25 protein-coding genes are annotated in these 25072 nt (G+C 38.2%); 14 read left to right on the plus strand and 11 right to left on the minus strand.

Annotated features, from left to right (window positions below; all coding sequences use genetic code 11):
- Positions 1-1281 carry a DUF2851 family protein gene (locus LV716_RS02175; protein ID WP_163416075.1) on the minus strand — a complete coding sequence of 427 codons (1281 nt, stop codon included), beginning with the start codon at positions 1279-1281 and terminating at the stop codon, positions 1-3.
- Between the two features lie 366 nt (positions 1282-1647).
- On the opposite strand from LV716_RS02175, the gene LV716_RS02180 reads away from it, so the two are divergent.
- Complete coding sequence (locus LV716_RS02180; RefSeq protein WP_163416077.1) at positions 1648-3159, plus strand: BspA family leucine-rich repeat surface protein; 1512 nt, start codon at positions 1648-1650, stop codon at positions 3157-3159.
- Between the two features lie 264 nt (positions 3160-3423).
- Here the strand turns inward: LV716_RS02180 and LV716_RS02185 are convergent, their stop codons facing one another.
- The 5 genes from LV716_RS02185 to LV716_RS02205 all read right to left on the minus strand — a co-directional run bounded on the left by LV716_RS02185 (position 3424) and on the right by LV716_RS02205 (position 7671).
- Positions 3424-3738: a rhodanese-like domain-containing protein gene (locus tag LV716_RS02185; RefSeq protein WP_163416080.1), complete on the minus strand. Its 315-nt coding sequence runs from the start codon at positions 3736-3738 to the stop codon at positions 3424-3426.
- Positions 3739-3816: 78 nt separating this feature from the next.
- Positions 3817-4434 (minus strand): thioredoxin family protein, encoded by a 618-nt coding sequence (locus LV716_RS02190; protein WP_163416082.1) that lies wholly within the window; start codon positions 4432-4434, stop codon positions 3817-3819.
- A 7-nt stretch (positions 4435-4441) separates the two neighbouring features.
- Positions 4442-5002 (minus strand): TlpA disulfide reductase family protein, encoded by a 561-nt coding sequence (locus LV716_RS02195; protein ID WP_163416084.1) that lies wholly within the window; start codon positions 5000-5002, stop codon positions 4442-4444.
- 91 nt (positions 5003-5093) lie between these two features.
- Complete coding sequence (locus LV716_RS02200; RefSeq protein WP_163416086.1) at positions 5094-6284, minus strand: DUF1501 domain-containing protein; 1191 nt, start codon at positions 6282-6284, stop codon at positions 5094-5096.
- 10 nt (positions 6285-6294) lie between these two features.
- Positions 6295-7671 carry a DUF1800 family protein gene (locus LV716_RS02205; RefSeq protein ID WP_163416088.1) on the minus strand — a complete coding sequence of 459 codons (1377 nt, stop codon included), beginning with the start codon at positions 7669-7671 and terminating at the stop codon, positions 6295-6297.
- A gap of 217 nt (positions 7672-7888) precedes the next feature.
- On the opposite strand from LV716_RS02205, the gene LV716_RS02210 reads away from it, so the two are divergent.
- The 13 genes from LV716_RS02210 to LV716_RS02270 all read left to right on the plus strand — a co-directional run bounded on the left by LV716_RS02210 (position 7889) and on the right by LV716_RS02270 (position 19148).
- A complete protein-coding gene (locus LV716_RS02210) occupies positions 7889-8293 on the plus strand; it encodes a MarR family winged helix-turn-helix transcriptional regulator (RefSeq protein ID WP_370637466.1) in 405 nt (134 codons plus the stop codon).
- Position 8294: 1 nt separating this feature from the next.
- Positions 8295-8927, plus strand: coding sequence for an NAD(P)H-dependent oxidoreductase (locus tag LV716_RS02215; RefSeq protein WP_163416092.1), 633 nt, complete (start codon positions 8295-8297; stop codon positions 8925-8927).
- Between the two features lie 35 nt (positions 8928-8962).
- Positions 8963-9538, plus strand: a complete 576-nt coding sequence (locus LV716_RS02220; RefSeq protein ID WP_163416094.1) for a YceI family protein — start codon at positions 8963-8965, stop codon at positions 9536-9538.
- Between the two features lie 281 nt (positions 9539-9819).
- Positions 9820-10104 carry a GIY-YIG nuclease family protein gene (locus LV716_RS02225; RefSeq protein WP_163416096.1) on the plus strand — a complete coding sequence of 95 codons (285 nt, stop codon included), beginning with the start codon at positions 9820-9822 and terminating at the stop codon, positions 10102-10104.
- Positions 10105-10145: 41 nt separating this feature from the next.
- Positions 10146-11543, plus strand: a complete 1398-nt coding sequence (locus LV716_RS02230; protein WP_163416098.1) for an anthranilate synthase component I family protein — start codon at positions 10146-10148, stop codon at positions 11541-11543.
- A gap of 2 nt (positions 11544-11545) precedes the next feature.
- Complete coding sequence (locus tag LV716_RS02235; RefSeq protein ID WP_163416100.1) at positions 11546-12115, plus strand: aminodeoxychorismate/anthranilate synthase component II; 570 nt, start codon at positions 11546-11548, stop codon at positions 12113-12115.
- Between the two features lie 135 nt (positions 12116-12250).
- Positions 12251-13243 carry an anthranilate phosphoribosyltransferase gene (trpD, locus tag LV716_RS02240; protein WP_163416102.1) on the plus strand — a complete coding sequence of 331 codons (993 nt, stop codon included), beginning with the start codon at positions 12251-12253 and terminating at the stop codon, positions 13241-13243.
- Positions 13244-13439: 196 nt separating this feature from the next.
- Positions 13440-14225, plus strand: coding sequence for an indole-3-glycerol phosphate synthase TrpC (gene trpC, locus LV716_RS02245; RefSeq protein ID WP_163416104.1), 786 nt, complete (start codon positions 13440-13442; stop codon positions 14223-14225).
- Entirely contained in the window at positions 14222-14920 is a 699-nt protein-coding gene (locus LV716_RS02250) for a phosphoribosylanthranilate isomerase (RefSeq protein ID WP_163416106.1), read from the plus strand. Before trpC ends, LV716_RS02250 begins: the two co-directional genes overlap by 4 nt.
- Complete coding sequence (trpB, locus tag LV716_RS02255) at positions 14917-16098, plus strand: tryptophan synthase subunit beta (protein ID WP_163416108.1); 1182 nt, start codon at positions 14917-14919, stop codon at positions 16096-16098. The genes LV716_RS02250 and trpB overlap by 4 nt, the downstream gene beginning before the upstream one ends.
- A 150-nt stretch (positions 16099-16248) precedes the next feature.
- Positions 16249-17010, plus strand: coding sequence for a tryptophan synthase subunit alpha (trpA, locus tag LV716_RS02260; RefSeq protein ID WP_163416110.1), 762 nt, complete (start codon positions 16249-16251; stop codon positions 17008-17010).
- Positions 17011-17042: 32 nt separating this feature from the next.
- Positions 17043-18545: a M20/M25/M40 family metallo-hydrolase gene (locus LV716_RS02265; RefSeq protein WP_163416112.1), complete on the plus strand. Its 1503-nt coding sequence runs from the start codon at positions 17043-17045 to the stop codon at positions 18543-18545.
- 177 nt (positions 18546-18722) lie between these two features.
- Positions 18723-19148, plus strand: coding sequence for a LytTR family DNA-binding domain-containing protein (locus LV716_RS02270; RefSeq protein ID WP_163416114.1), 426 nt, complete (start codon positions 18723-18725; stop codon positions 19146-19148).
- Positions 19149-19152: 4 nt separating this feature from the next.
- On the opposite strand, the gene LV716_RS02275 is transcribed toward LV716_RS02270, so the two are convergent.
- From LV716_RS02275 to LV716_RS02295, 5 genes are all read right to left on the minus strand, one after another.
- Complete coding sequence (locus LV716_RS02275; protein WP_163416116.1) at positions 19153-21711, minus strand: phosphoenolpyruvate carboxylase; 2559 nt, start codon at positions 21709-21711, stop codon at positions 19153-19155.
- 122 nt (positions 21712-21833) lie between these two features.
- The gene (locus tag LV716_RS02280) at positions 21834-22523 is read right to left on the minus strand and encodes a uracil-DNA glycosylase family protein (protein WP_163416118.1); all 690 of its coding nucleotides are present in this window, start codon (positions 22521-22523) and stop codon (positions 21834-21836) included.
- A gap of 55 nt (positions 22524-22578) precedes the next feature.
- On the minus strand, positions 22579-23340 hold the full coding sequence (gene yaaA, locus LV716_RS02285; RefSeq protein WP_163416120.1) for a peroxide stress protein YaaA: 762 nt from the start codon (positions 23338-23340) through the stop codon (positions 22579-22581).
- Positions 23341-23428: 88 nt separating this feature from the next.
- Entirely contained in the window at positions 23429-24457 is a 1029-nt protein-coding gene (locus LV716_RS02290) for an RluA family pseudouridine synthase (RefSeq protein WP_163416122.1), read from the minus strand.
- Between the two features lie 2 nt (positions 24458-24459).
- On the minus strand, positions 24460-25047 hold the full coding sequence (locus LV716_RS02295) for a PASTA domain-containing protein (protein ID WP_163416124.1): 588 nt from the start codon (positions 25045-25047) through the stop codon (positions 24460-24462).
- Positions 25048-25072 lie beyond the last annotated feature (25 nt).

Raw genomic sequence — 25072 nt, forward strand, 5'->3', positions numbered from 1 at the left:
TTATGTATTTCTATTCAATAAATGTACGCCCAACGCACATTGCAAGCATTTATTTTTTGAACAATATGCAGTGTACAATTGAATCTTGGACTGGCTTTCCAATGCATTTTTCGACTTTGAACCTATATCTTGAAAGCCTTTGATGATAGTATTTTGCTCACTTTTCATTGTTGAAATAAGCTCGTACAAATCATTGTTACCATCTTTTCCAAGATGTTTTGCGTAGCTAAATTTAAGCGGAACAATGGTATTGATAATCAACAAATCGATAAAACTTTTGGACAACCTCTTTTTACTCTTTTTGGAAACCTTTCCAAAGGTAAAATGGGTTTCCCAGTAGACACTCGCAGTACCTTGAAAGACAGCATAGATATCTTGTAGTTGATTTACCTCCATCAATGTCGCAAAGAGATGTTGCTGTTTTGCATAGAGTTTGGCCAGTTGCGATAGGCGGATTGTAGGGAAATTAATGGGGCGAAGACCAAAAAAATTGGGCCTTTCCAAAGCTGGTGAAAGCTCGTGCATATGTGCCAAATACCGGTATTCCTTTTTAAGTCGTAGATAATGGGCATCTGTATTATCGGTATGCTGCAACAACCCCAAATGTCCAAATAACAGGCTTTCCAACTGTTCTGGATTTGAACTTGTCTTTCGAATTATTGAAAAATCCAGTTTTGAAGCTCTTTCCAAAAACAAATCCCCATTTACTTTAGTTCCAAAATTCTTCATCAATAGGACAAAAAGTACTGCTTCCCAATCATTATGGGTCTTCTGGAGCAAATTGTTGATCAAACTTGACTTCTGTTCCAAGCGCTCAAAATAAAGTCGGTCCAGCCAATTGTTGACCAAAAAAGTATCGATTTCCACAAAATCATGCTCACAGTTTATAAAGTTGGATTTGGAATTATCGAGTAGACTTCGATACCTATCTAAAAGTTGCGATGGAACATATTTTTTCAATTCCAATGTTGGAATTTTGGAACCATCTTTCCTGAAAACAGCAATATCATCGTCCCAAACTACATGAAGTATTACATTATCGTAGTTCGAATCGGTCTCATGATGATGGGCGTACCAATCTGAAGATTTAATGTGCATTTCCACATTACCGGCCCATAATTGCCCATCTATATAGACTTTGGAATTAAAGAAATCTGGTCCCGTAAATTGATTTAGAAAACCTGAATCCTTGATTTCTAAAATTTCGTTATCGGTGGTCAACAATTGTTTGCTCTGAAGTTTATTGTTCCTCCAGATGTAATAAAGTAGGTCTTCTCTCATTGATTTGGGCATAAGGTTTTACTTGAGAGTGGGGCTTGAACAACCAGTAAAACCGAAATATCTGTTTTTGGAATTCACAAAGGCCAAAAAGCAGTATTTGAATCACATACATCAAATATGCAAATTATAACCCATCATCTAAAATTTTATTTTTTTGGGTTACCCGTTATAAATTAATTTTCCATCTCCCCCGGTATTGAACAAAGGAATATCTAGCTGCGGTATCCTTTCCGTTTTTAGGACAGTTCCAAAAAATTCCGTCAACTCAAAATGGCCATTCGTCAAACGAATGGGGGTATCCGTTCATTTTGCTTCTTAACTATCACCAAGAAATCTCAATTTGTGTAAAACTAAAATTACATAAAGATGAAATTGAAGAACATTTGTCTATTCCTATGTCTTTGCTCGATTGCTCTTTCCTGTGGCAAGGACGATTCGCCCAATGTGATTCCAGATGATAATCCGCCCAATGGGACTCCTAAGGAAGAGAACAAAGCCCCGGTCATAGTGGAGCAGTCCTTTACCGTTGCCGAGGATATCACCGATGCCCAGAACATTGGAACGGTAACCGCAACCGACCCGGACGAGGACAGCCTTACGTTTTCCATAGAAATGGACGATGACGGGCTTTTTGACATCACCAGTGACGGTGTCCTTAGCCTAACTGCCGGAAAATCCCTGGATTTTGAGACCAAAACGGAACATACCCTTTTTGTGAGCGCTTATGATGGCGCAGAGGAAACAAATGCGAAAGTTACGGTCATTGTCCAAAATGTGAACGACACTTTTGTGACCACCTGGAAGACCACCGAGGATGGGGAAAGCATAGAGATAGGCCTGTTAGGAAATCGTACATACAATTTTACGATAGATTGGGGAGACAATACCGTTGAGAACATTACCGAAAATGAAAATATAGCACATTCGTATGAAACGGCCGGGGACCATGTTGTGGTGATCCAGGGAGATTTTCCCGGTATAAGAATGGTAGGGTTCCCAAGTGCGCCCAAACTTATAAGTTTGGACCAATGGGGCAATAGCAAATGGGAGAGCTTGTCATATGCATTTGCAAGCTGCGGGAACATGGTCTACAAAGCGACCGATGTGCCCGACCTGTCACTGGTCTCTTCCCTTTCAGGGATGTTCCAGGATGCCAAACAATTTAACGGGGATATAGGCGATTGGGATGTAAGCAATATTGTGACTATGGATGGTATGTTCGTAAGGGCATCATCGTTCAACCAAGATATTGGTGGGTGGAACACGGAAAATGTCACCGGCATGTCTTTCATGTTCGAAGGTGCTTCTTCTTTTGACCAAAATATTGGTGGGTGGAACACGGCAAAAGTCACCGACATGACTTACATGTTCATAGGGGCTTCCTCGTTCAACCAAAACATTGGTATGTGGGATGTGTCGAGCGTTAAAAAGATGGCCAGTATGTTCTTTGGCGCTTCTTCCTTTAATCAGGATATTGGTCAATGGGATACGTCAGCGGTCACCGATATGTCCGGAATGTTTTTTAATGCCTCGGCATTTAATGCCAATATTAGTGACTGGGACGTTAGTAGTGTAAATAGCACACGCCTTATGTTCACCGATGCTACCTCGTTCGATCAAGATTTGGGCAGTTGGGATATTGGCAGTATAACCAACATGGAGAACATGTTCGATAACAGTGGAATGTCTGAGGGGAGCATGAACGACACCTTGATCGGTTGGTCCACTTTTGTAGAAAATAATGACAAGCCAAAAGATATAAAATGTGGTATGGTGGGTATTACTATCTGTGGACCTGGAGCTAATATAACAGTTGGTGAACTTCAAGTTCAAGGTTGGGAATTTCCCGGCTTGAACCTTCTATTAGATTGCCCGTAAGCATTCCATCATACTAAGACGTTACATAAAAAGATTTGAAGGCCGGTGTGGATGACCATTCCGGTCTTTTTTATGAACTCATCTTGAGTTTATGTTTGGAACCGAGAATAAAGGCTTTGTGTCCTGATGAAGTCATTTTTTGATTGCATAGCCATAGCTACGGAAGTGAAAAATGGCAAAATCAGGACGTGAAATATTGACTTTTGCACATAAAACAATAGATTTTTAGATTGAACTCACAATAAGCAGCATACCTTGTGGCAACTAGGGTTCCACTACTTCACCATCCCAATTCATAAAACCGCCTTCAAGATTATAGGCATTTTCGATGCCAACACTGTTCATGATAGCGCACGCCTGACCACTTCTGTTCCCAGAGCGACAGTACACATAGTAGTTTTTGGACTTGTCCAGTTTTTCGATTTCGTTCAAAAAATCCTGTCCTAGGTAAATATCTATATTGGTGGAATTTGGAATATAACCTTCTTCCACTTCCTCTGGGGTTCGTACATCCAGGATAAAGGCGTTATCGTCTTTTTCCAACTGACTTGCCCATTCTTCTTGTGATAAATCTGCCATCGTAACTAATTTTAATATTCTGTAAAAATAAAAATCCGAAGCATCACTTCGGATTTAAAGACTATTTATTTTTTCAATTTAAACCTTAATGGTACAACCTATTGCCTTAGTGGTTTCAACTGCTATTTTTTTACCAGAAAGCATCGCATCAATGGCATTTTCAACAAATTTTTCCTCAACTTTCGATGCATCTTGATAGTTATCGTCAATGGCACCTATATATTTTACAATATTTCCTTTGGAAGTTTTTTCGAGCAAGTATACATGTGGCGTTCGCGTTGCGCCATACTGTGGATAGATTTTCTGTCCTTCATCCAACAAATAAGGAAAGGTAAATCCTTTTTCTGAAGCTCTCTTTTTCATTGCTTCAAAATTATCGCCTGGTTTGGTTTCAGGATTGTTTGGGTTTATGGCTATCACGGGAACCCCCTTAGCTTTGTATTTTGCATCAAGTTCAATAATTCGATCCTCATAAGCTACTGCATAGGGACACGTGTTACAGGTGAAAATCACCAGAAATCCTTTTGCATCCTTATAATCGGATAAAGAGACCGTATTTCCATCTATATTCTTCAATGAAAAATCGGTAGCCATATCCCCAATGGCATATCCTTTTTCTAAGGTAGCAGATTTGTCCGTAAATGCACCCAATGAAAGCAAGAGTACAAATAGACCTACAATTTTAATTGTTTTCATGATAGTTTTAGTTTATGAATTTATTCAGTTCTTCGTTCAATTCTTCGTAAGTAAAGCCACGCTCATAAAAACCTCGCTTTTCTTTATTGTAAATTAAAGTTGCTGGTATACCTCCACCCCACTCTTCCGCTACTTTGGGAATCCAATCGTTTTGTTTTGGGTCATCCAAAATGACAACTTTCGATTTTAAACCATTTTTTTCAACATAAGGCTCCAATCTCGACTTCCACATGGTGGGCATATCCAAACTTACCAAAACGACCTCTACATTTTCGTCCTTCATTTCTGCATTTACTTGTTCAAAGTAGGGAAGCTCCTCAATACAAGGCTTGCACCATGTCGCCCAAAAATTTATGATATATGTTTTGTCGTCCTCTTTATTCAATAAAGGTTCAAGGCCTTCATAGTCGTATACAGGAAACTTTACGTCTTGATCTTTGGAATTAGCTGCGGTCCCAGTAGTTTCGTCTACTGTATCTACAATTTCTGATTCTTTTTTCTTTTCTTTTGACCCACATCCCATCAATAGAACCAATGCTAGTGAGACAACTAAGACTGAGCGTAACATGTTGTTTAGTTTGCAACTAAAGTAATGATTGTACAAACTTTCACTTTTGCTTTTAACAAAAATTTATTGCTCTTTACTTTGGAATCTATTTTCATACTAAATCCAAGGCTTCAAACTTACCAGAGATGATAGCTTCAGTATCCGTTTGCAACCACTGCTTTAAAAGCGAAGTATATATTTGTCTAAAATCAATTTCATATTTAATATCTCCGTTTCCATCCAAATCCAAAAGTGATGATGGGGCATTGTACATCCCCGGATTTTTGAGGTTTTCGCCCATCAAAAAGACAGCATTGGCCGCACCGTGATCAGTACCATTGGCTGCATTTTGTTTTACGCGTCTTCCAAATTCCGAGAAGGTAAAGATAATAGTATCCTTGAACGTACCCGCATTTTTCAAGTCGTTGACAAATGTAGCTATGGCATTAGAATAAGTGCCCAACAATCTTTTTTGTGCGTTTACTTGATTCGCATGCGTATCGAATCCACCAAGGGAAGTATAATAAATCTGTGTTTTTAGACCGGAATTTATAAACTCGGAAACCGTTTTTAGCTGTTTTCCAAAAGCATTTTTGGGATATTCCTTTGCGCTTTTATAGACTTTGGTTTTTTCAAAAATATAGGCTGCGGAAGACTTGGCATCTATGGCGGTCTTGTAGAGATACCCAAGATTGTGTTCGCTCAAATGTTTATCCCTGGAGTTTTCGAGAACTTTTGTAAAATAGGGTTCCTTGGTAGTATTGTAGAGCAATCTTGCATTTTTTGTGGCAATACCATTGATTCTTTCGCCTTTCATCATGGTTGAAAGCATATCGTCCACTTCTATGGCGCCAACAGGGTCTTTTGCAACACCATCAAGGTAACGCCCTACCCATCCTGTCTTTAGGATTTCGTTTGAAGCAGATGCAGTTTGCCAAATATCCGTAGACCTAAAGTGCGACCTTACCGGATTGGGATACCCCACATTGTTCATTATGGTAACATACCCGTCATCAAAAAGGTTTTTAAAGTTGGACAAAGCGGAATGAAAACCCACTTCGTCATTGACCAAAAGTAAGTCCTGTTTTTTCTGGGCAATGGAAACCCTATTTTTATAGTACACGTCATTGGTATAGGGTACAATGGTATTTAAGCCATCATTACCTCCCGACAACTGAATAATGACCAATTTCTTATTTCCTAAATTAGCGGGCCATAGTTCGTTATGGGCCTTTAAAAAGTTTGGAACAAAGAGTACACCGCTCGCCAAACCACTTCTCTTTATAAATGTTCTTCTCTTCATGTTGTATGATTTAGCACAGTTGAAATTCTGGTATTGACATTAACTGTATACAATATTCTGCTTTGCTCTCTTTTTCAAGGCTATCCATAAAAGGTTTGGCTTCTTCCTGTAAATTGCCCCCCAAGACAACGGTTTTAAGTTCAGCTTGCGATGTTTTTTTATGTTCGTTTTCAAAAGAGCCCCAATCGCTTTGCACATCGAGTTTTCTACCCACATTTTTCTTCTTGTTGAATTCGGTAAGACTGTCTTCAAATTCTCCTTTCACATCAAAAGAAATAATACCATCGCTCAATAATACCGATGGTAGCTTAAGGCGAACCATCATGGTATTGGAATCTATCCACTTTCTACCTCCAGGCCACCCAGCTACATTGGGTGGATTCAATAGCTCTTGCCCCAAAAGCTTTTGTACATAGACCAGTTCCTTATTTTCCTTGAATTCATAGGGAACGATTCGCATCATACCAACCAGCACATCTGTAGGCGATTTTATTTTGTTTCCTATAATACTTTTATCATAGAACCACTTAGAGGTAAATACATGGTGCATTACTTCGGCTATGTCATAGTTAGTTCGGAAGATATCCGCCATTTTTTCGACATGGCCTTCATTTACCTCTTCACTCACAAAATAGGCATATATTTTTTTTGAAATAAAATAGGCGCATTGGGGCTGTTCCAAAATAACATCAACGATATCTTCTCCATTAAAATTCCCGGTTTTGCCCATAAAGGTTTTGCTACCAAAATCATGAATCTTTTCCTTGAATGTAAAGTCGCCTTTAAAATTATGTTTCCAACCTGTAAATGCCCTTGCGGCTTCTTTGATATCTTCTTCGGTATACTGCCCTTCACCTAAAGTAAAGAGCTCCATGAGCTCACGTGCAAAATTCTCATTTGGTTTCTTTTTTCTGTTCTGTTGGTTGTTAAGGTAATTGAGCATCGCAGCCTCTTTGGCGACGGCCACTACAAAATCACGAAAATTTCCCAAAGCATGTTGCCGTAGCGTGTTGTTAAAGGATTGGAAGTAAACAATATTACGATCACGAACTACAAAATGATTTGCCCAGAACAAGGTCATTCGCTCCCGCAGTTGTTCGTTGGTGGTTCCCATTCGGTATATCCATTTCTTGTTGAAATCCAATAACTTTTTTCTGCTGAGTTTCTGTAATTGCATCCTGGTATCCTTTGATATTTTCCCAGGATTATTTCTTAAAAGTGTCTTGATTTCATCGATAGGCACGTTCAAAGGTGTAATCTTACTAGAAAATTTAAATAGGTCTTCAACTACTTGCTTATTTGTTTTTGAGGCTGCCTTTTCTGCATTTGCCAGTGTTATCCCAAAACCAGCCCTTTTATATAGATGAAATATTTTTTCTAGTTCCATAAATGAAATAATTCAATGTATCTCCTATTTGTGAGACACTTAAAATAACAGATTGTTTAACCTAGAGCCTCAAAAAAATGTTATTTATTGTTCTTTTAACAAAACTTTATTGCCATGGTATTAGGAAATTTAAATTCATTTCATATACATTTGTATATACAAATATTGTTTAGACATGAATGTCGAAGAGGTAATTAAAAGGGCAAAAAAACTAAGCTTGGAAACAAAGACCATCATCCATATTGAATTGGTCAGCAACAAAATGAAGGAAGTCATAGCCTCTGCATTAAAACCTCATGAAGTTTCGCTGCCTCAGTTTAACGTACTCCGGATTTTGAGAGGCCAAAAGGGCCAACCTGCCAATCTCTCCACACTAAATGAGCGTATGGTGACGAAAATGAGCAATACGACAAGATTGGTAGATAAATTACTCGTTAAGGGATATGTAAGCAGATGTGTGTGTGAATCCAATAGACGAAAAGTAGAGATTTTCATCACCGACAGCGGAATGGATGAACTTATTAAAATGGATAGAGCAGTTTACGATGCAGAACAGAGTATAGTCAAAAACTTGTCAAAAGAAGAATTAAATACATTAAATCAATTATTAGATAAATTTTAAAATGAACAATATCTTAGAGAACAGAACTTGGCGCTACGCCACCAAAAAATTCGATAACACCAAAAAAGTTTCCGAAGAGGATTTGGAACTGTTATTGGAAGCCACTCGCTTAAGTGCATCATCGTATGGACTGCAACCCTACCACATCTTTGTAATATCCGATCAGGAAACAAAAGAAAAGCTGAAGCCGGTTTCATGGGGACAATCCCAACTTACAGATGCTTCGCATGTGATAGTATTTGCACATACAACTGATTTTGGCGAGGAACTGGTCGACGACTATCTACATAACGTAAGCACTACCCGGAACATTCCAGCAGAAGGTTTGAAAGCCTATGGGGATTTCATGAAATCTAAATTATTGGAACTATCTGCAGAGACCAAATCTGTATGGACGGCAAGACAATCATATATTGCTTTAGGCAACGTAATGCAGGCTGCAGCAGAACTTAAAATCGACACCTGCCCAATGGAAGGTATTGAGAACGATGCATACAACGAGATTCTTGGCCTTACCGAAAAAAATCTGAATACAGCAGTGGTATTGACAATCGGTTACCGATCCAATGAAGATGAAACCCAAAACTATGCAAAGGTTAGAAAATCGAAAGAAGAACTATTTACACACATATAACAATTAAGAACTAAAACAGAAATTTAAACACAATCATGAAAAAAACAATTTTAAGTTTAGCATTGACAGCGGTATTCGGATTAACTGCTAGCGCCAATCCAATCGATGGCGAGAAAAAAGAAGTAAAAACCGGTGAAAGTACGGTAACCTGGAAGGCTTACAAAGTAACTGGTTCCCATACCGGAACTATAAATTTAAAATCTGGAGCTCTTGAATTTGATGGTGATAAGCTCACAGGTGGAGAATTTATAGTAGATATGACTTCTATAAACACAACCGATTTGGAAGGAGAATATAAGCAAAAACTGGATGGACACCTTCATTCTGATGACTTTTTCTCGACAGCTTCCAATCCAACCTCAAAGTTGGTATTTACCAATGTGAAGTCCAATGGTAAGAATGCTTATGAAGTTATAGGGGACTTGACCATAAAGGGAATTACAAAACCGGTAACTTTTGATGTTTCCATTTATGGAAGTAAGGCTACCGCTACGTTAAAAGTGGACAGAACAAACTATGATGTAAAATATGGTTCCGGGAGTTTCTTCGACAATTTAGGAGACAAAACCATTTATGATGAATTTGATTTAGTGGTCGATTTGCAGATGTAATCACCACTGGTTTAGTGTTTGAAAATCCCGTCTTGCCGTAATGCAGGCGGGATTTTTAAAAAACAAATTTGCAAGTTTCAATTTCCTTTCTATCTTTGACCTAATGAACATAAGAACAACAAATACTTGGTGGTGGATTAATTTACGTCGAATGTCGTGAACCTGTCCCCATTGTAATCATATAGAGGCTTGTCATCACGACAGGCCTTTTTTAGTTTTAATGCTTTTTACCTTCGTTTCCACGAAGGTGGAAATCCTTAAATCAAGTCCTTTTAAATAAAATGAGTTTTTATATCTACATAATTTCAAATAAAAAACTGGGAACTATTTATATAGGATATACCAATGATTTGAAAAAACGTATGTATAGACACAAAAGAGGTATGGGAAGTAAGTTTGCCAGAAGGTATAATTTAAAAATTTTGGTTTACTATGAAAAATTCACATTTCCAATGCCTGCTATTAGAAGAGAAAAACAACTCAAAAAATGGAATAGAAATTGGAAAATCAACTTAATTAATGACTTTAATCCTAATTGGGAAGATTTGACTTATTTCTTTGAATAACTAAAATAAATTTCCGTCTACACGGAAATAGAAATGAAAAGATGAACTATAAACTTCAAACACACTACAAAAAAATACTTGCAGACACTATTACTCCGGTAAGTGTCTACCTAAAAATCAGGGATAAATTCCCAAATAGTATTCTTTTGGAAAGTAGTGACTACCACGCCAACGATAATAGTTTCTCCTACATCTGTTGCAACCCCATAGCTTCAATTAAGGTTGAGCACGAAATGGTTACACAAATATTTCCGGACGGTAACAAAGAAGAATTCCCTATTTCATCAGATACAGATGTAACCAAGGTCATCCATGAATTTAGTCAAAAATTTTCAGCTTCGAACAATGGCTTCAAGTTTATAAACAACGGATTGTTTGGTTATATGTCTTATGATGCCGTCCGTTATTTTGAAGATGTCGCCATTGCTAAAAAAGAAGATTCCATCAGCATTCCGGATATTTACTATGCCGTATACAAAAACATTATAGCCATTAATCACTTTAAAAATGAAGCCTATCTTTTTGCGCACTGTTTTGAAAGTGAAAGTAACGTAGATGAAATAGCACAGTTGTTCAATGTGAGGAACTTTGCCTCCTACAATTTCATCAAAGAAGGAGAACCAAAATCCAATCTAAAAGACGAAGAGTTTAAAGAACACGTGGCACTGGCAAAAAAACACTGCAAACGTGGAGATGTATTTCAATTGGTCTTATCGCGAAGGTTTTCCCAAGATTTTAAGGGAGACGAATTCAATGTATATAGGGCATTGCGCTCCGTAAATCCCTCCCCTTACCTATTTTATTTTGATTACGGGGATTTTAAAATATTCGGAAGTTCACCAGAGGCCCAATTGATTGTCAAAGATGGAAAAGCGGAGATACATCCCATTGCTGGCACTTATAAAAGAACAGGAAATGATGAGCAAGATGCCGAGCTCGCCAAAAAGTTGGCACAGGACGATAAGGAAAACAGTGAGCACGTAATGCTGGTAGATTTGGCCAGAAACGACCTTAGCAGAAATGGAAATACCGTAAACGTGGAAACATATCGCGAAGTACAGTATTTCTCCCATGTCATTCACTTAGTATCTAAAGTTACGGGACAAAAGAAAAAAGATAGTACGACCATGAAAGTTGTGGCCGATACGTTCCCAGCGGGAACTTTAAGTGGCGCACCCAAACACATGGCCATGCAATTGATAGAGAAATACGAGAAGACAAGTCGAGCATACTATGGGGGCGCTATTGGTTTTATGGATTTTGAGGGCAACTTCAATCATGCTATTATGATCAGGACGTTTCTCAGTAAAAATCATCAACTACATTATCAGGCCGGAGCTGGTTTAGTAGCGGCATCAGACCCAGAAATGGAATTACAGGAAACCTATAACAAACTAGGTGCTTTGACCAAAGCGCTGGAAATAGCAGAAACTATCTAGGCATGGGAAGAAAGATACTAATGATTGACAATTACGATAGTTTCACCTATAACCTGGTTCATTATTTAGAAGATTTGGATTGTGACGTAACCGTAAAACGGAACGACCAATTGACGTTGGACGAAGTAGGCAATTTTGAAGAAATCATTTTGTCACCAGGACCTGGAATTCCAGATGAAGCAGGATTGCTCAAGGACATCATTAAAAAATATGCGTCTACAAAGCGAATTTTTGGAGTCTGTCTAGGGCAACAGGCCATAGGTGAAGTCTTTGGAGGGAAATTGGTAAATCTTGAACAAGTATATCACGGAATCGCAACAAAAATCAATATCATTAAAAAAGATATCATTTTTGAAGGTATGTCAGACCAGATTGAGGTAGGCCGTTATCATTCTTGGGTTGTTCACCCTGATTTACCCGATAGTTTGGAAGCTACTTCATTCGATGAAAATGGACAGGTGATGTCGCTACGGCATAAAAGTCATGACGTAACAGCAGTACAATTCCACCCTGAGTCTGTTTTAACCCCTGAAGGAAAACAAATGCTTAAAAATTGGCTTGGAAATCAGTAATCAGTAATCAGTAGTCAGTAGTCAGTAGTCAGTAGTCAGTAGTCAGAATAGTATAAAATAAGTAAGGTATAGATCAACAAAGTCTAAAAACTTACATCTCAATTCTCATATCTAATATCTCATTTCTAAATTAAAATGAAAGAAACGCTAAATAGACTTATAAATCACGAAATCCTTTCCAAAAGCGATGCCAAGCAAATCTTGGTCAATATTGCAAAAGGGGATTATAATACCTCACAAATTGCCGCTTTTCTCACGGTATATATGATGCGGAGTATTACCATAGAGGAATTGGAAGGTTTTAGGGATGCACTTTTAGAATTGTGCTTGGCTGTAGACTTATCGGAATACAATCCTATAGATTTATGCGGCACGGGTGGCGATGGAAAAGATACCTTCAATATTTCCACACTGGCATCATTTGTTACGGCAGGAGCTGGGATAAAAGTGACCAAGCATGGTAATTATGGGGTTTCGTCAAAATGTGGAAGCAGTAATGTTATGGAATTCCTTGGTATCAAGTTCAGCAATGAAGCGGATTTTCTAAGAAAATCAATCGATGAAGCGGGAATCTGCGTATTGCATGCTCCATTGTTCCATCCAGCTATGAAAAATGTGGCGCCCATTCGTAGGGAACTTGCCGTAAAAACATTTTTTAATATGCTCGGCCCTATGGTGAACCCTGCATTTCCTAAAAACCAAATGGTTGGGGTCTTTAACTTGGAACTCGCCCGAATGTACGGATACCTATATCAAAACACTGATAAAAAATTCACTGTACTCCATGCCTTGGATGGTTATGATGAAATCTCGTTGACTGGAGCCACAAAAACGATTTCCAATGGATCAGAAGCTATGTTGGCACCTGCCGATTTCGGCGTAAAGTCTATTTCACAAGAGGAAATAACAGGAGGTGACGATGTTTCAGAATCAGCACAGATTTTCTTGAATATTCTTAATGGAAGGGGAACAGAAGCCCAAAACAATGTGGTCTGCGCCAATGCCGGAATTGCTATTTCGACCGTTGAAGGCACAACTCCAAAAGAAGGTTTTGAAAAAGCAAAAGAATCTTTGCTGAATAAAAAAGGTATGGAAGCATTGAAAAAGTTACAAGAAATCAGTAGTTAAAAGTTTAGAGTTTAGAGTTTAGAGTTTAGAGTTTAGAGTTTAGAGTTTAGAGTTTAGAGTTTAGAGTTTAGAGTTTAGAGTTTAGAAGCATACAAATTTTATAGACAAAAAACAATGAGAAACGAACAACTGACAACTGACAACTGACAACTGACAACTGACAACTGACAACTGACAACTGACAACTGACAAAAAAATGAACATTCTAGATAAAATAGTAGCCGATAAACGCAAAGAAGTGGATTTAAAAAAATCCCTGATTCCCGTTTCCCAATTGGAACAATCCGTTCTCATGGATCGGGAAACGGCTTCTTTGGCCCAAGCGCTCAGAAACAGTAGCTCAGGAATTATTGCCGAACATAAAAGACGTTCGCCTTCAAAGTCTATAATCAATCAAGATTTGAATGTCCAAGACGTAGCTATGGGATATGAAAATGCTGGTGTGTGCGGAATGTCGGTATTGACCGATAACAAATATTTTGGTGGTTCTTTAGATGATTTAATATTGGCAAGAGCTGCTGTTGACATGCCATTATTACGCAAAGAATTTATCATAGACGAATACCAAATTTTGGAAGCTAAAGCCTACGGAGCAGATGTGATTTTATTGATTGCAGCGGTACTTTCCAAAGCAGAAATTAAAAGTCTTTCCGAAGCTGCTAAAAAATTAGACCTAGAGGTGTTGTTGGAAGTACATAACGAAGAGGAACTTCACAAATCCATAATGCCGAGTTTGGACATGCTGGGCGTAAACAACCGAAACCTAAAAACTTTTGAGGTTAGTTTGGAAACCAGCAAAAATCTTTCAAAATTGATTCCAGATGAATTTGTAAGAGTTTCGGAAAGTGGTATAAGTTCCATCGATGCAATCATGAATTTAAAACCATACGGTTATCAAGGTTTTTTAATTGGTGAGAATTTTATGAAAACAGACAATCCTGGACAACATGCAACTGAATTTATAAAAGCATTGGAATCATGAAGTTCAAGGTTTGTGGCATGAAATACAACCCAGAAGAAGTTGCCCAATTGCAACCAGATTATTTGGGCTTTATATTCTGGTCACCTTCTTCGCGCTTTTATGATAGTGACAGCATAACTGATATACCAAAAAATATAAAAAGAGTTGGGGTTTTTGTAGATGCTTCGATTGAAGAAATACTACAAAAAACAAAAACCTATGAACTGGATGGGGTGCAATTACACGGCAATGAGTCTCCAGAGTTCTGTAAATTGCTTCGTCATGCTCAACTCGATTCAGCATCTCACCCCAATGAAATTCAAAAACAACTTAGGAATAACAATTTAGAAATCATCAAAGTGTTTTCCATTAAAAACGATTTCGATTTCTCGATTTTATCAGAGTATGAGGAAACCTGTGATTATTTTCTTTTCGATACCAAGGGAAAACTGCCCGGAGGCAACGGATATACGTTTGACTGGAATATTCTAACGGCATATCCATCCACCAAATCCTACTTTTTAAGCGGAGGTATTGGATTGGATGAAGCGGATTCCCTTAGGTCATTTCTAGCTAGTCCGGCATCCAAAAAATGTTATGCCATTGATGTAAACAGTAAATTTGAGTCCAGACCCGGCTTAAAAAAAATTGAAGAACTAAACGAATTCAAAGAGTTGTTATCCAATAACTTTCAACTTAAATCTGATAACTCATGAGTTACAATGCTAATGAAAAAGGCTATTACGGAGAATTTGGGGGAGCGTTCATTCCAGAAATGCTCTATCCCAACACAGAAGAACTTCGTCAAAATTATATTCGCATTATGGAAGAGGCTTCTTTTAAGGAAGAATTCCATCAATTGCTCAAGGATTATGTTGGACGGCCTACCCCACTCTATTTTGCAGAACGGCTTTCAAAAAAATACCGGACCAAAATTTATCTCAAAAGAGAGGATTTGTGTCATACTGGTGCACATAAGGTAAACAATACCATTGGTCAGATTTTAATGGCAAAAAAGCTGGGTAAAAATAGAATCATTGCGGAAACAGGGGCAGGGCAGCATGGTGTAGCCACTGCTACCGTTTGTGCCTTAATGGGCATTGAATGTGTAGTGTACATGGGGGAAATCGATATTGCACGCCAAGCACCGAATGTAGCGCGGATGAAGATGCTTGGAGCAGAAGTAAGGCCCGCATTATCAGGCAGTAGAACTTTAAAAGATGCTACCAATGAAGCTATTCGAGATTGGATAAATAATCCGGTCGACACACATTATATTATAGGTTCGGTTGTTGGACCACACCCTTATCCTGATATGGTCGCACGGTTTCAATCCGTAATTTCCGAAGAAATCAAGTTGCAATTATTGGAAAAAGAAGGAAAAGAAAATCCGGATTACGTAGTCGCTTGTGTTGGTGGGGGCAGTAATGCAGCAGGAGCTTATTATCATTATTTGGATACACCAGAGGTAGGAATCATAGCCGTAGAAGCAGCAGGAAAAGGAGTAGATTCGGGTGAAAGTGCCGCCACCTCAGCTTTGGGCAAAGTGGGCATTATACACGGGAGCAAAACCTTGCTCATGCAAACCACTGATGGACAAATCACAGAACCTTATTCCATTTCGGCCGGATTGGATTATCCTGGCGTAGGCCCTATGCATGCACATCTGTTTAAATCGGGACGTGGAGAATTTATCTCAATTACCGATGATGAAGCAATGACAGCAGGATTGGAAGTTTCGCAACTTGAAGGGATAATTCCGGCCATAGAAACTTCACATGCCTTTGCAATTTTTGATTATAAAAGCTTTAAAAAGGATGATATCGTTGTCTTTAATCTTTCGGGCAGGGGCGACAAGGATTTACAGACCTACATTGATTATTTTAAACTCTAGAAATTTATTAGTAGTGAGTACTGAGATGTTAGATTTGAGATGGTGGTCGGTATGTTTTTATCCGAAATAAAATGTAGCATTTAACCAAAGTCCAAAACCAAAAGTCAATACTAAACTACTCATTACAAACTACTGGATACTATTACACAAATGAACCGAATAAAACAAAAACTACAAGAAGATAAAAAACTACTTTCCATATACTTCTCGGCAGGTTACCCTAATTTGGACGACACTGTAAAAATCATTCAAGATTTGGAGAAAAACGGAGTGGACATGATTGAAATCGGGTTACCCTTTAGCGACCCATTAGCAGATGGCCCCACCATACAGGAAAGTTCTACCGCAGCACTCAAAAACGGTATGCATACCGAACTACTCTTTCAGCAACTTAAAGATATTCGAAAAAGTGTCTCCATTCCATTAATCGTAATGGGTTATTTTAATCCTATGTTTCAATATGGCGTAGAGGCGTTTTGTAAAAAATGTCATGAAATTGGGATAGATGGGCTCATTATGCCAGACCTTCCTTTAGATGTCTATAAAGATGAATATGAGGCTATTTATAAAAAATATGGCTTGATCAATGTCTTTTTAATAACGCCACAAACGAGCGATGAACGTATTAAAGCTATTGATGAAGCGTCCGATGGCTTTATTTATATGGTGAGTTCAGCCAGCACAACTGGAGCAAAGCAAGGATTTTCGGATGATACTGAACAATACTTTGAAAGAATTGCAGGAATGAACCTAAATAACCCACAAATTGTTGGTTTTGGTATAAGTAATTCTGAAACTTTTGATCAGGCAACAAGGAAGGCCAAAGGCGCCATAATAGGTTCCGCTTTTATTAAGCACCTGACTAAAAATGGAACTGAAAACATTGGTGGTTTTGTGAAGGGAATTCGCTAAATTAGACTTCAAAACAAACCTAACTCCCTTTCATGAAGAAGTCATTCTTTTTACTTTTTTCAATTTCCTGTTTTTCGATTTTTCCTCAAGATTCCACGGCCATTAAATCTCATGTGGCGCATGCTATAAATGAACTTAAAGATTTTGTTTCCATCCCTAACGATGCTTTAAATGCCGATGATATCGATGACAACATCCTTTGGTTAAAAAAGAAGTTTGGGGAACGTGGCTTCAATACAGCAGAACTGGAAACAGACAACCTGCCCCTGTTTTTTGCTGCTTTACCTATGGAGGATTCCAAACCAACTATGCTTATTTATATGCATTTTGATGGACAGTCCGTAGATGCATCCAAATGGGACCAGCCAAATCCCTATACAACTGTTTTGAAAAAGCCAATTGAAAATGGTTTTGAAGCTATATCCTTTGAAGCTCTAGATGACGATATTAACTACGATTGGCGCCTTTTTGGTCGTTCAACTTCCGATGACAAAGGACCAATTGTCATGCTCTTAAATGCTATTGATCTGCTTAAAGAAGATGGAAAGGAAATTCCATTTAACCTTAAAGTGATTTTAGATAGTGAGGAAGAAAAAGGAAGCAAACCCTTGCCCAATGCGGTAAAACAATACGGGGAACTTTTAAAAGCTGATTTTCTGGTCATAAATGATGGTCCGGTTCATTCATCGGGTAATCCAACCGTGATTTATGGCTGCCGTGGCATTACATCCATGACCTTAACAACCCATGGCCCAGCAAAACCACAGCACAGTGGGCACTATGGTAATTACGCACCAAACCCTGGTTTTCAGTTGACCCAATTATTGGCAACCATGAAGGATAAAGATGGTAGGGTACTTATTCCCGGGTATTACGATGGTATTACCATAGATGATACCATAATGGAAGTTCTTAAGAGTGTACCGGACAATGACGCTGCCATATCTGAAAAACTACAGTTTAAATCAGCAGAAAAAGTTGGTGGTTTTTATCAAGAAGCACTACAATATCCTTCTTTAAACATTAGAGGTTTAAGCTCTGGATGGACAGGTAAAAAAGTACGTACCATTATTCCTGAAAGTGCAACGGCAGAACTCGACTTACGGTTGGTTCCCGAAAGTGATGGAACACGGTTGAAAAAGCTGGTCAAGGACCATATAAAAAAACAGGGATATGCTGTTTTAGATCATACTCCATCTAAAGAAGAGCGTATGGCACAGGATAATATCATTACCATAACCGAAGGAAGTGTTACGGATGCATTTCGAACAGACCTCAATAATCCTTACGGAGACTTTTTAGCCAAAACCCTTCAAGATACTTTTAAAAAAGATGTAGTCCGCATTCGAATTATGGGTGGTACCGTACCTATTGCTCCTTTTATCAATGAATTGCAAATGCCGGCCTTTATTGTTCCAATGGTAAATTCGGATAACAACCAACATAGTCCTAATGAGAATTTAAAAATTGGACAGTTGGCGTACGGGATAAAAGTGTTTTTCAATATTTTGAGCACTCCTTACCAACCAAATTGAACATGAAACATTTTCGCTCTATAAACTGCAATTAAAATCGATTAACCAGATTCAGCAGCTAATCACATTCCAAAAACTACATTTTAATCTAAAAAATCGGCTACTCAACTTACTTATAATGAAATAACTATGTAGGCAAACTATTTTTGACACAAACTAACCTACTACTTATTATCTATGAAATATAAGGCCATCGTCATTGACGACTCCACAATTCAATGTTTAGCTACAAGCGTATTAGTAAAAAATCATCCCCAATTAGAATTTGCAGGCAGTTATAGTGATCCTTATGAGGGCATAAAGACCATTTACGACAATAAAATCGATATTGTCTTTCTAGACGTTTTAATGGAAAAAGTTGATGCCTTTGAACTAATGGACAACGTTGAGATTAATTCAGCAATAATTTTAAATTCTACATGGAGCCGTTTTGCTGTAAAAGCATTTGAATATGGTGTAAATGATTTTTTGATAAAGCCCTTACCCAAAGCAAAGTTTTACAGATCGGTTGAAAAGGTCATCCAACAGATAGAATCTAAAAAAACCTTTGAGAAAAAAATTGAAACTTATTTTTTCTCTGAAACTTTGTCCAATTTAACGTAAAAAATTAGGCAGAATTCCTACTCGCATTAATATTACCATATAGAGACCGAGTCACTATTTTTTCATAGAGCTCTTTAAATTCGGAGTTCTGTGTTATATGGTACAATGCATTTTGCTGAATCACCAATAAAGGTAAGACTATCTTCTCACGAATCTTAACGGATTCACGTGATACCGCTTCGTCTTCCATGAGGATTTTATGTCCAGAAATTTCCAAAAGTAATTTTTTGGATAATTGATACTCATCATGCAAAATAGTCCAGAAGTCACCATATTCCTTATCATGCTTCATATAGCTGGTCAGCTCAAAGTTGGTCTTTGCCAACGACATCATACTGTTGTGCATTAATGCCCTAAAAAAAGGAACATCTTTGTAAAGCTTTTTTACCTCTTTTAGTCGACCCTGTTCCTTAAGCGTGGAAATAGCAGTTCCCAATCCAAAATAACCAGGTACGTTTTGTTTTAACTGGCTCCAAGAACCCACAAAAGAAATTGCCCTTAGATCTGATAGCTCCAACTGTTTCTTACTACCCCGTTTACCAGGTCTACTTCCAATATTTGCTTTGGTATAATACTTTAACGTACTGCGATGTTCCAAATAGGGAATGAATTTTTCATGCTTTTTTAAAGCGTCATACTTGGCAAAACTTAATTCGGACAATTCTTCTATCAACTTGCGTTGTGAAGTAGAAATCACATGCTCTTTTCCATATAGATTATTGCTCAAACCTGCCGTAAGCAATTGTTCCGAATTGTGAATGAACTGTACCTTTGTACCATAAGTACTGGTTATGGTCTGGCCCTGAATGGTAAGTTGTATTTCATGATTGGCAACATCTTTGGTCTGTGCTGCATAGAAACGGTGGGTTTTTCCACCGCCTCTAGCTGGTGGCCCTCCCCTACCATCAAAAAAAATGGCTTTTATATTGTTCTTTTTACAGACTTTGCTCAAAATTTCCTTGGTCTTTAAAATCGACCAATTGGCTTTAAGGTATCCACCATCTTTTGTACCATCCGAAAAACCGAGCATTATCGTGTGTGCATTTCCTCTATACTCCAAATGCTTTTGATATGTAGGATTATCGAATAACGTTTGCATCACTTCTTCCGCAGCATCCATACCTTTCATTGTTTCAAAAAGTGGTACAATGTCGAAAGTAATCTCATCTTGGTTCCAACCGCACCATCTAAACAATCCAAAAACGAACAATACAGAAAAAATGTCCTCTGAATTACTGATAATGTAACGATTGCAACCGTCTTCCCCATTGGTATCTTGAATACCTTTTAATTGTTTGATATTAGTAATGGTCTCTTTAACGATATCCTCCTCAAAATCGTCTGGATTCAGCGACACCTCTTTTTTAAGCAACCAATTTATTAATTCATCTTCCGACAACTCATCCAAGCCATTCTTTATAGCCCCGTGTTTTTTAAGTACAGATTCTACAACTTGGTAGTGCTTGCTATGATCCTGTCTTATATCTAATGTCGCAAAGTGCGTTTTAAAAATATGCACCTTATCCATAAATCTATTCAAATCATTGAGGTACAAGCTGTGATAATTGGTTGTTAAATCTTCCTTGATGCCATTTAGAACCGTTACTATCTCTGAATAACTGATAGTAAAGTTTACATCGAACATGGCGCGGTACAACTTATCGCTCAAATCGTTCAAGACTACTTGAAGTCCTTTAAAAGTCATCTTTTTTCGTAGTTCTTTCAACTCATTGTAATAGCATTTCATTAAAGTGAGCCGTAGTTCGTCTGCTACCTGCTTTGTGATTTTGGCCGTTACAAAAGGGTTTCCATCTCGATCCCCTCCCGGCCAAAAACCAAGTTTCATAATATCGTAGTTTGAGAAATCCTCATTGCCAATGTTGGTCTTTATATACTGAAAAAGTTCACCAATGGCATCATAATATTTATGCCTAAGAATGTAGATGATATTTTTTGCTTCGTCTAAAGGTGTTGGTTTTTTAAAGTTTATCAATGAGGTAAGACCCAGTTGTTGCATCGTGGTATCAATAGCATTGACCTTATTGTCATTGATCAACAACTGTAGTTCCGAAATAATGTTCAATATTGCGGGAGTGTAGAATTGTGTTGGGTGAGCTGTGAGTACTATTCGTGCGCTGAACGTAGACAACTTTTTCGCTATTTTGTCCCAGTTCTTGTCTTGCCCTACCATATCAAAATAATCTTTTATAGAAAGGGAGTTACTATATTGCTGTAATCTTGAAAATGCTGCATCCTCCACACTATCATAGAGCACCACCTGCCTTTCGACATATTGAATTATCTTGAACATGAAATCCAAACGCTCCCGTTCGCTTTTAAAATCAGTGTAGTTTTCAAAAAACTTTTCTAAAATATCTTGAGGGGTTTTACCAGCTTTCAGCCCTTTTTCGCACTGTTCAAGAAGCAACGGCACCAACATGGCAACATTCTGAATATTGCGATAGGGCAACGAAAGGAATAGACTGTTATAGATATTGAATTTATTGGTTATAGACTTTTTAAACTCATCCAGTCGTTTTTCTTGCAGTAAAGAGTTACTCATTGGAAAGGGTTTTAATGGTTTAGCTCAAAGCATCAAAGATCGTGATAAAACCTTAATATCCTACGCTATTTTAACTTCCTCACAATTTGAAGAAGTGTTAACCGAATCATAACAAAACATGTTTAGAAAAAATCCTTGTATTGCAGTACTCTATAATCAAACGTAGTAAAACTTGGATTGCTTTTTTTTAAGGCTTTATAATCTTCTAAACTCCCAACTGCACGGTTGGCTGCCCCGGATGGCGCAGTCAAGGATATCGTTTTTATGATTCGTTGGCTATTTGATTTTTCAGAAGTAATAGATAAGTCAAACCGATGTATTCGAGGTACCACTGCTGATACCACTTCCAATGGTATTCCATTTGCCTTTAATTGCTTCCGAAAGAAATATTCCGGTCCATTTTTACTATTACCACCAGTGAACAAGAGTGTTTTTATATTCGGATATTTTTTTAGGTATCCCAACAAATCCCGAAGCTGAACATTTTGCATTCCCAAATCAGAGGCATCTACTTTTTCCCGTTCGGCACGCGCTACAATATCACAGATGCCTATTTTACGCTTACGCAAAAAGTTTTTTCGCTGTTCAACGGCTTCATGGGTAGTTTCAAACTTGAGTCCCAATCCAAAAATCGTATCTAAAATTGGCCAAAGCTTACCATCTCTACTGCCGTAACAAAAATCAACATCACCTTCCTTCAACGTTTTTGTAGTGAATCTAGGTGGTGGTAAAGTACCTACAATAAGCTTTGTAGCCTCTGGAAAGAGAAAAGGCTCGTAAGGATGCGTATGGTCAAAGCGTTTTTGGTTCAAAGTCGAGACTACTATTCAATGCAATCAACCCAAACTTAACATTTATAACCTAAACCTATCTAATAAATACAGGCTGATTTTCTTTTAAAGTGTGTTCTGCACTAAAAACATAATCATCACGGTCAAAACCCTTTACATCATCAAGCGTTTTTGCCTTTGTATCCAAAATATAGCGCACCATGGAGCCTCTGGCCTTTTTTGCAAAGAAACTGATCACTTTTAATTTGTCGTTTTTCCAATCTTTAAAAATTGGGGCAATCACAGGAACTTTTAACTTTTTTTCATCTATAGCACCAAAATACTCATTGCTTGCTAAATTTATGAACAGTTCGCCATCTTCAAGTTCCGAATTCAGATGCGCGGTCAATTGGTCTTTCCAGAATTCGTAGAGATTCTTTTTGCGCCCTACTTTTAGTTGTATTCCCATTTCCAACCGGTAAGGCTGCATCAAATCCAAGGGTTTTAAAACTCCATATAGACCTGATAATATACGAAGTGTATTTTGAAGTTCTTCCAATTTTTCTTCGGGAATGGTATAGGCATCAAGCCCCTGATAGACATCGCCATTGAATGCATATACCGCAGGTCTTGCATTATCTACGGTAAACGGGATTGAAAATTGTTGGTTTCTCTCCCAGTTAAGCTGCGCCAAATTATCAGAAATGGACATTAGCTCTGATAGTGCCTTTGGTTTTTTCTTCGCCAATATCGTATTCAGTTTTTTGGATTGTTCCAAAAATTGCGGCTGACTGAATTTAGATGTTGGCATAGCCGTTTCATAATCTAACGACTTTGCTGGAGAGATTACAATTTTCATAAAAATTACTTTTACGTAAAAATAACTAGGAATTTGGTTTTTTCCACCATCCAACAAAAGGTGTTCTCAATATTTGGATTGCTAAAAACTATGGCTCGTTATGCTTTGCGTAACCCCGCCATTTTTCTATGCAATCGGCCATATCTTGGGGCAACTCGGAATCAAATCGCATAAACTTTCCCGTATTTGGATGTTCAAAACCCAAAGTCTTGGCATGCAATGCCTGTCTAGGTAAGATTTTAAATGCATTTTCTACAAACTGTTTGTATTTGGTAAAAGTCGTTCCCTTCAAAATCTTATCGCCCCCATAGCGTTCGTCGTTGAAAAGCGTGTGCCCTATATACTTCATGTGCACTCGAATCTGGTGGGTTCTTCCTGTTTCCAATTTGCAGGATACCAATGTAACATACCCCAGGCGTTCCACAACCTTATAATGCGTTATCGCTTCTTTCCCCTGGTCACCTTCCGGAAAGACCATCATTTGCAAACGGTTCTTTGGGTTTCTGGCAAGATGTCCTTCAACAGTTCCCTCATCATCGGCAACATTGCCCCAGACCAATGCCAGATATTCCCGCTCGCTGCTCTTGTCAAAAAACTGTTTTGCCAAATGGGTCATTGCCGCTTCAGTTTTGGCTATAACCAAAAGTCCAGACGTATCCTTATCGATTCGGTGTACCAATCCGGGTCGTTCAGAGCTATTATTCGGTAGATTATCAAAATGATGGACCAGAGCATTGATCAATGTTCCCGAATAATTTCCATGTCCGGGATGTACCACCATACCAGCAGGTTTATTGACCACCAAAAGAGCTTCGTCTTCGTGCACGATATCCAACGGAATCGCTTCAGGCGTCAATAGAAATTCGTAAGGAGGATGTTCGAACATGACTTTTACATCGTCCCCAGCCTTTACTTTATAATTCTGTTTGACGATGTTATCATTCACCCAAATATGACCTTGTTTGGCGGCTTGTTGAATCTTATTTCGGGTAGCATTTTCTATAAAGTTCATCAAGAACTTATCTACTCTAAGCGGTTCTTGCCCATTAGAAGCTGTAAATCTGTGATGTTCAAAAAGTTCGTCCTGAGAAAGTGCTTGGTTTTCCGGAGTATTCATGTCTAATTAGAATCTGCCTGTACACGTGCACTCCCCGTAATGGTCCCATTACCGCATACCAATTCTATTTTTGAGGTCTTGGGCAATTTATCGCCTGGTTTAAGATATTTACCTTTATGCTTCATACGGTAAACCATATCTTTTCCCAACTCATCTATATAGGTTACGCGCTGTACATCCAAACCTACGGCCCTAAGCATTGAAGTAGCATTTCTTTGGGTAACTTGAATGATATCTGGAACAGTAACTTTTTTATAGCCCGATGGGTTTACGGTAAAATATATTTTTCGATTGGATTTTACCTTGTTACCGGCCGGAGGGTTCTGTTCAAGAATCGAAAATCTCGGATATTCCGGATTGTAATTGGAAGAATCCAACACCTGATAGCGCAGCCCTTCTTGTTCCACTACTTTGCGCATTTCCATAACCGACATCTTTGAAAAATCTGGAACTTCAACAAATTCTCCATGATTGGTAGAACCCTTGAGCCATTTCAATGCCAAAAAACAGAGCACTACCACAGCAACCAACGCCAATCCCAACTGAATCAAGAAAACTTTACTCTTTAAAAAGCTTAAAAAATGTTTCATGCTTATTTCCTTATCCAAGCAAATA

Source organism: Flagellimonas sp. HMM57, from assembly GCF_021390175.1.
Classification (GTDB): domain Bacteria; phylum Bacteroidota; class Bacteroidia; order Flavobacteriales; family Flavobacteriaceae; genus Flagellimonas.

Coding starts and splice junctions, on each gene's coding strand:
- LV716_RS02175 (WP_163416075.1), bottom strand. CDS start 1,281: ATGAGAGAAGACCTACTTTATTACATCTGGAGGAACAATAAACTTCAG.
- LV716_RS02180 (WP_163416077.1), top strand. CDS start 1,648: ATGAAATTGAAGAACATTTGTCTATTCCTATGTCTTTGCTCGATTGCT.
- LV716_RS02185 (WP_163416080.1), bottom strand. CDS start 3,738: ATGGCAGATTTATCACAAGAAGAATGGGCAAGTCAGTTGGAAAAAGAC.
- LV716_RS02190 (WP_163416082.1), bottom strand. CDS start 4,434: ATGAAAACAATTAAAATTGTAGGTCTATTTGTACTCTTGCTTTCATTG.
- LV716_RS02195 (WP_163416084.1), bottom strand. CDS start 5,002: ATGTTACGCTCAGTCTTAGTTGTCTCACTAGCATTGGTTCTATTGATG.
- LV716_RS02200 (WP_163416086.1), bottom strand. CDS start 6,284: ATGAAGAGAAGAACATTTATAAAGAGAAGTGGTTTGGCGAGCGGTGTA.
- LV716_RS02205 (WP_163416088.1), bottom strand. CDS start 7,671: ATGGAACTAGAAAAAATATTTCATCTATATAAAAGGGCTGGTTTTGGG.
- LV716_RS02215 (WP_163416092.1), top strand. CDS start 8,295: ATGAACAATATCTTAGAGAACAGAACTTGGCGCTACGCCACCAAAAAA.
- LV716_RS02220 (WP_163416094.1), top strand. CDS start 8,963: ATGAAAAAAACAATTTTAAGTTTAGCATTGACAGCGGTATTCGGATTA.
- LV716_RS02225 (WP_163416096.1), top strand. CDS start 9,820: ATGAGTTTTTATATCTACATAATTTCAAATAAAAAACTGGGAACTATT.
- LV716_RS02230 (WP_163416098.1), top strand. CDS start 10,146: ATGAACTATAAACTTCAAACACACTACAAAAAAATACTTGCAGACACT.
- LV716_RS02235 (WP_163416100.1), top strand. CDS start 11,546: ATGGGAAGAAAGATACTAATGATTGACAATTACGATAGTTTCACCTAT.
- trpD (WP_163416102.1), top strand. CDS start 12,251: ATGAAAGAAACGCTAAATAGACTTATAAATCACGAAATCCTTTCCAAA.
- trpC (WP_163416104.1), top strand. CDS start 13,440: ATGAACATTCTAGATAAAATAGTAGCCGATAAACGCAAAGAAGTGGAT.
- LV716_RS02250 (WP_163416106.1), top strand. CDS start 14,222: ATGAAGTTCAAGGTTTGTGGCATGAAATACAACCCAGAAGAAGTTGCC.
- trpB (WP_163416108.1), top strand. CDS start 14,917: ATGAGTTACAATGCTAATGAAAAAGGCTATTACGGAGAATTTGGGGGA.
- trpA (WP_163416110.1), top strand. CDS start 16,249: ATGAACCGAATAAAACAAAAACTACAAGAAGATAAAAAACTACTTTCC.
- LV716_RS02265 (WP_163416112.1), top strand. CDS start 17,043: ATGAAGAAGTCATTCTTTTTACTTTTTTCAATTTCCTGTTTTTCGATT.
- LV716_RS02270 (WP_163416114.1), top strand. CDS start 18,723: ATGAAATATAAGGCCATCGTCATTGACGACTCCACAATTCAATGTTTA.
- LV716_RS02275 (WP_163416116.1), bottom strand. CDS start 21,711: ATGAGTAACTCTTTACTGCAAGAAAAACGACTGGATGAGTTTAAAAAG.
- yaaA (WP_163416120.1), bottom strand. CDS start 23,340: ATGAAAATTGTAATCTCTCCAGCAAAGTCGTTAGATTATGAAACGGCT.
- LV716_RS02290 (WP_163416122.1), bottom strand. CDS start 24,457: ATGAATACTCCGGAAAACCAAGCACTTTCTCAGGACGAACTTTTTGAA.
- LV716_RS02295 (WP_163416124.1), bottom strand. CDS start 25,047: ATGAAACATTTTTTAAGCTTTTTAAAGAGTAAAGTTTTCTTGATTCAG.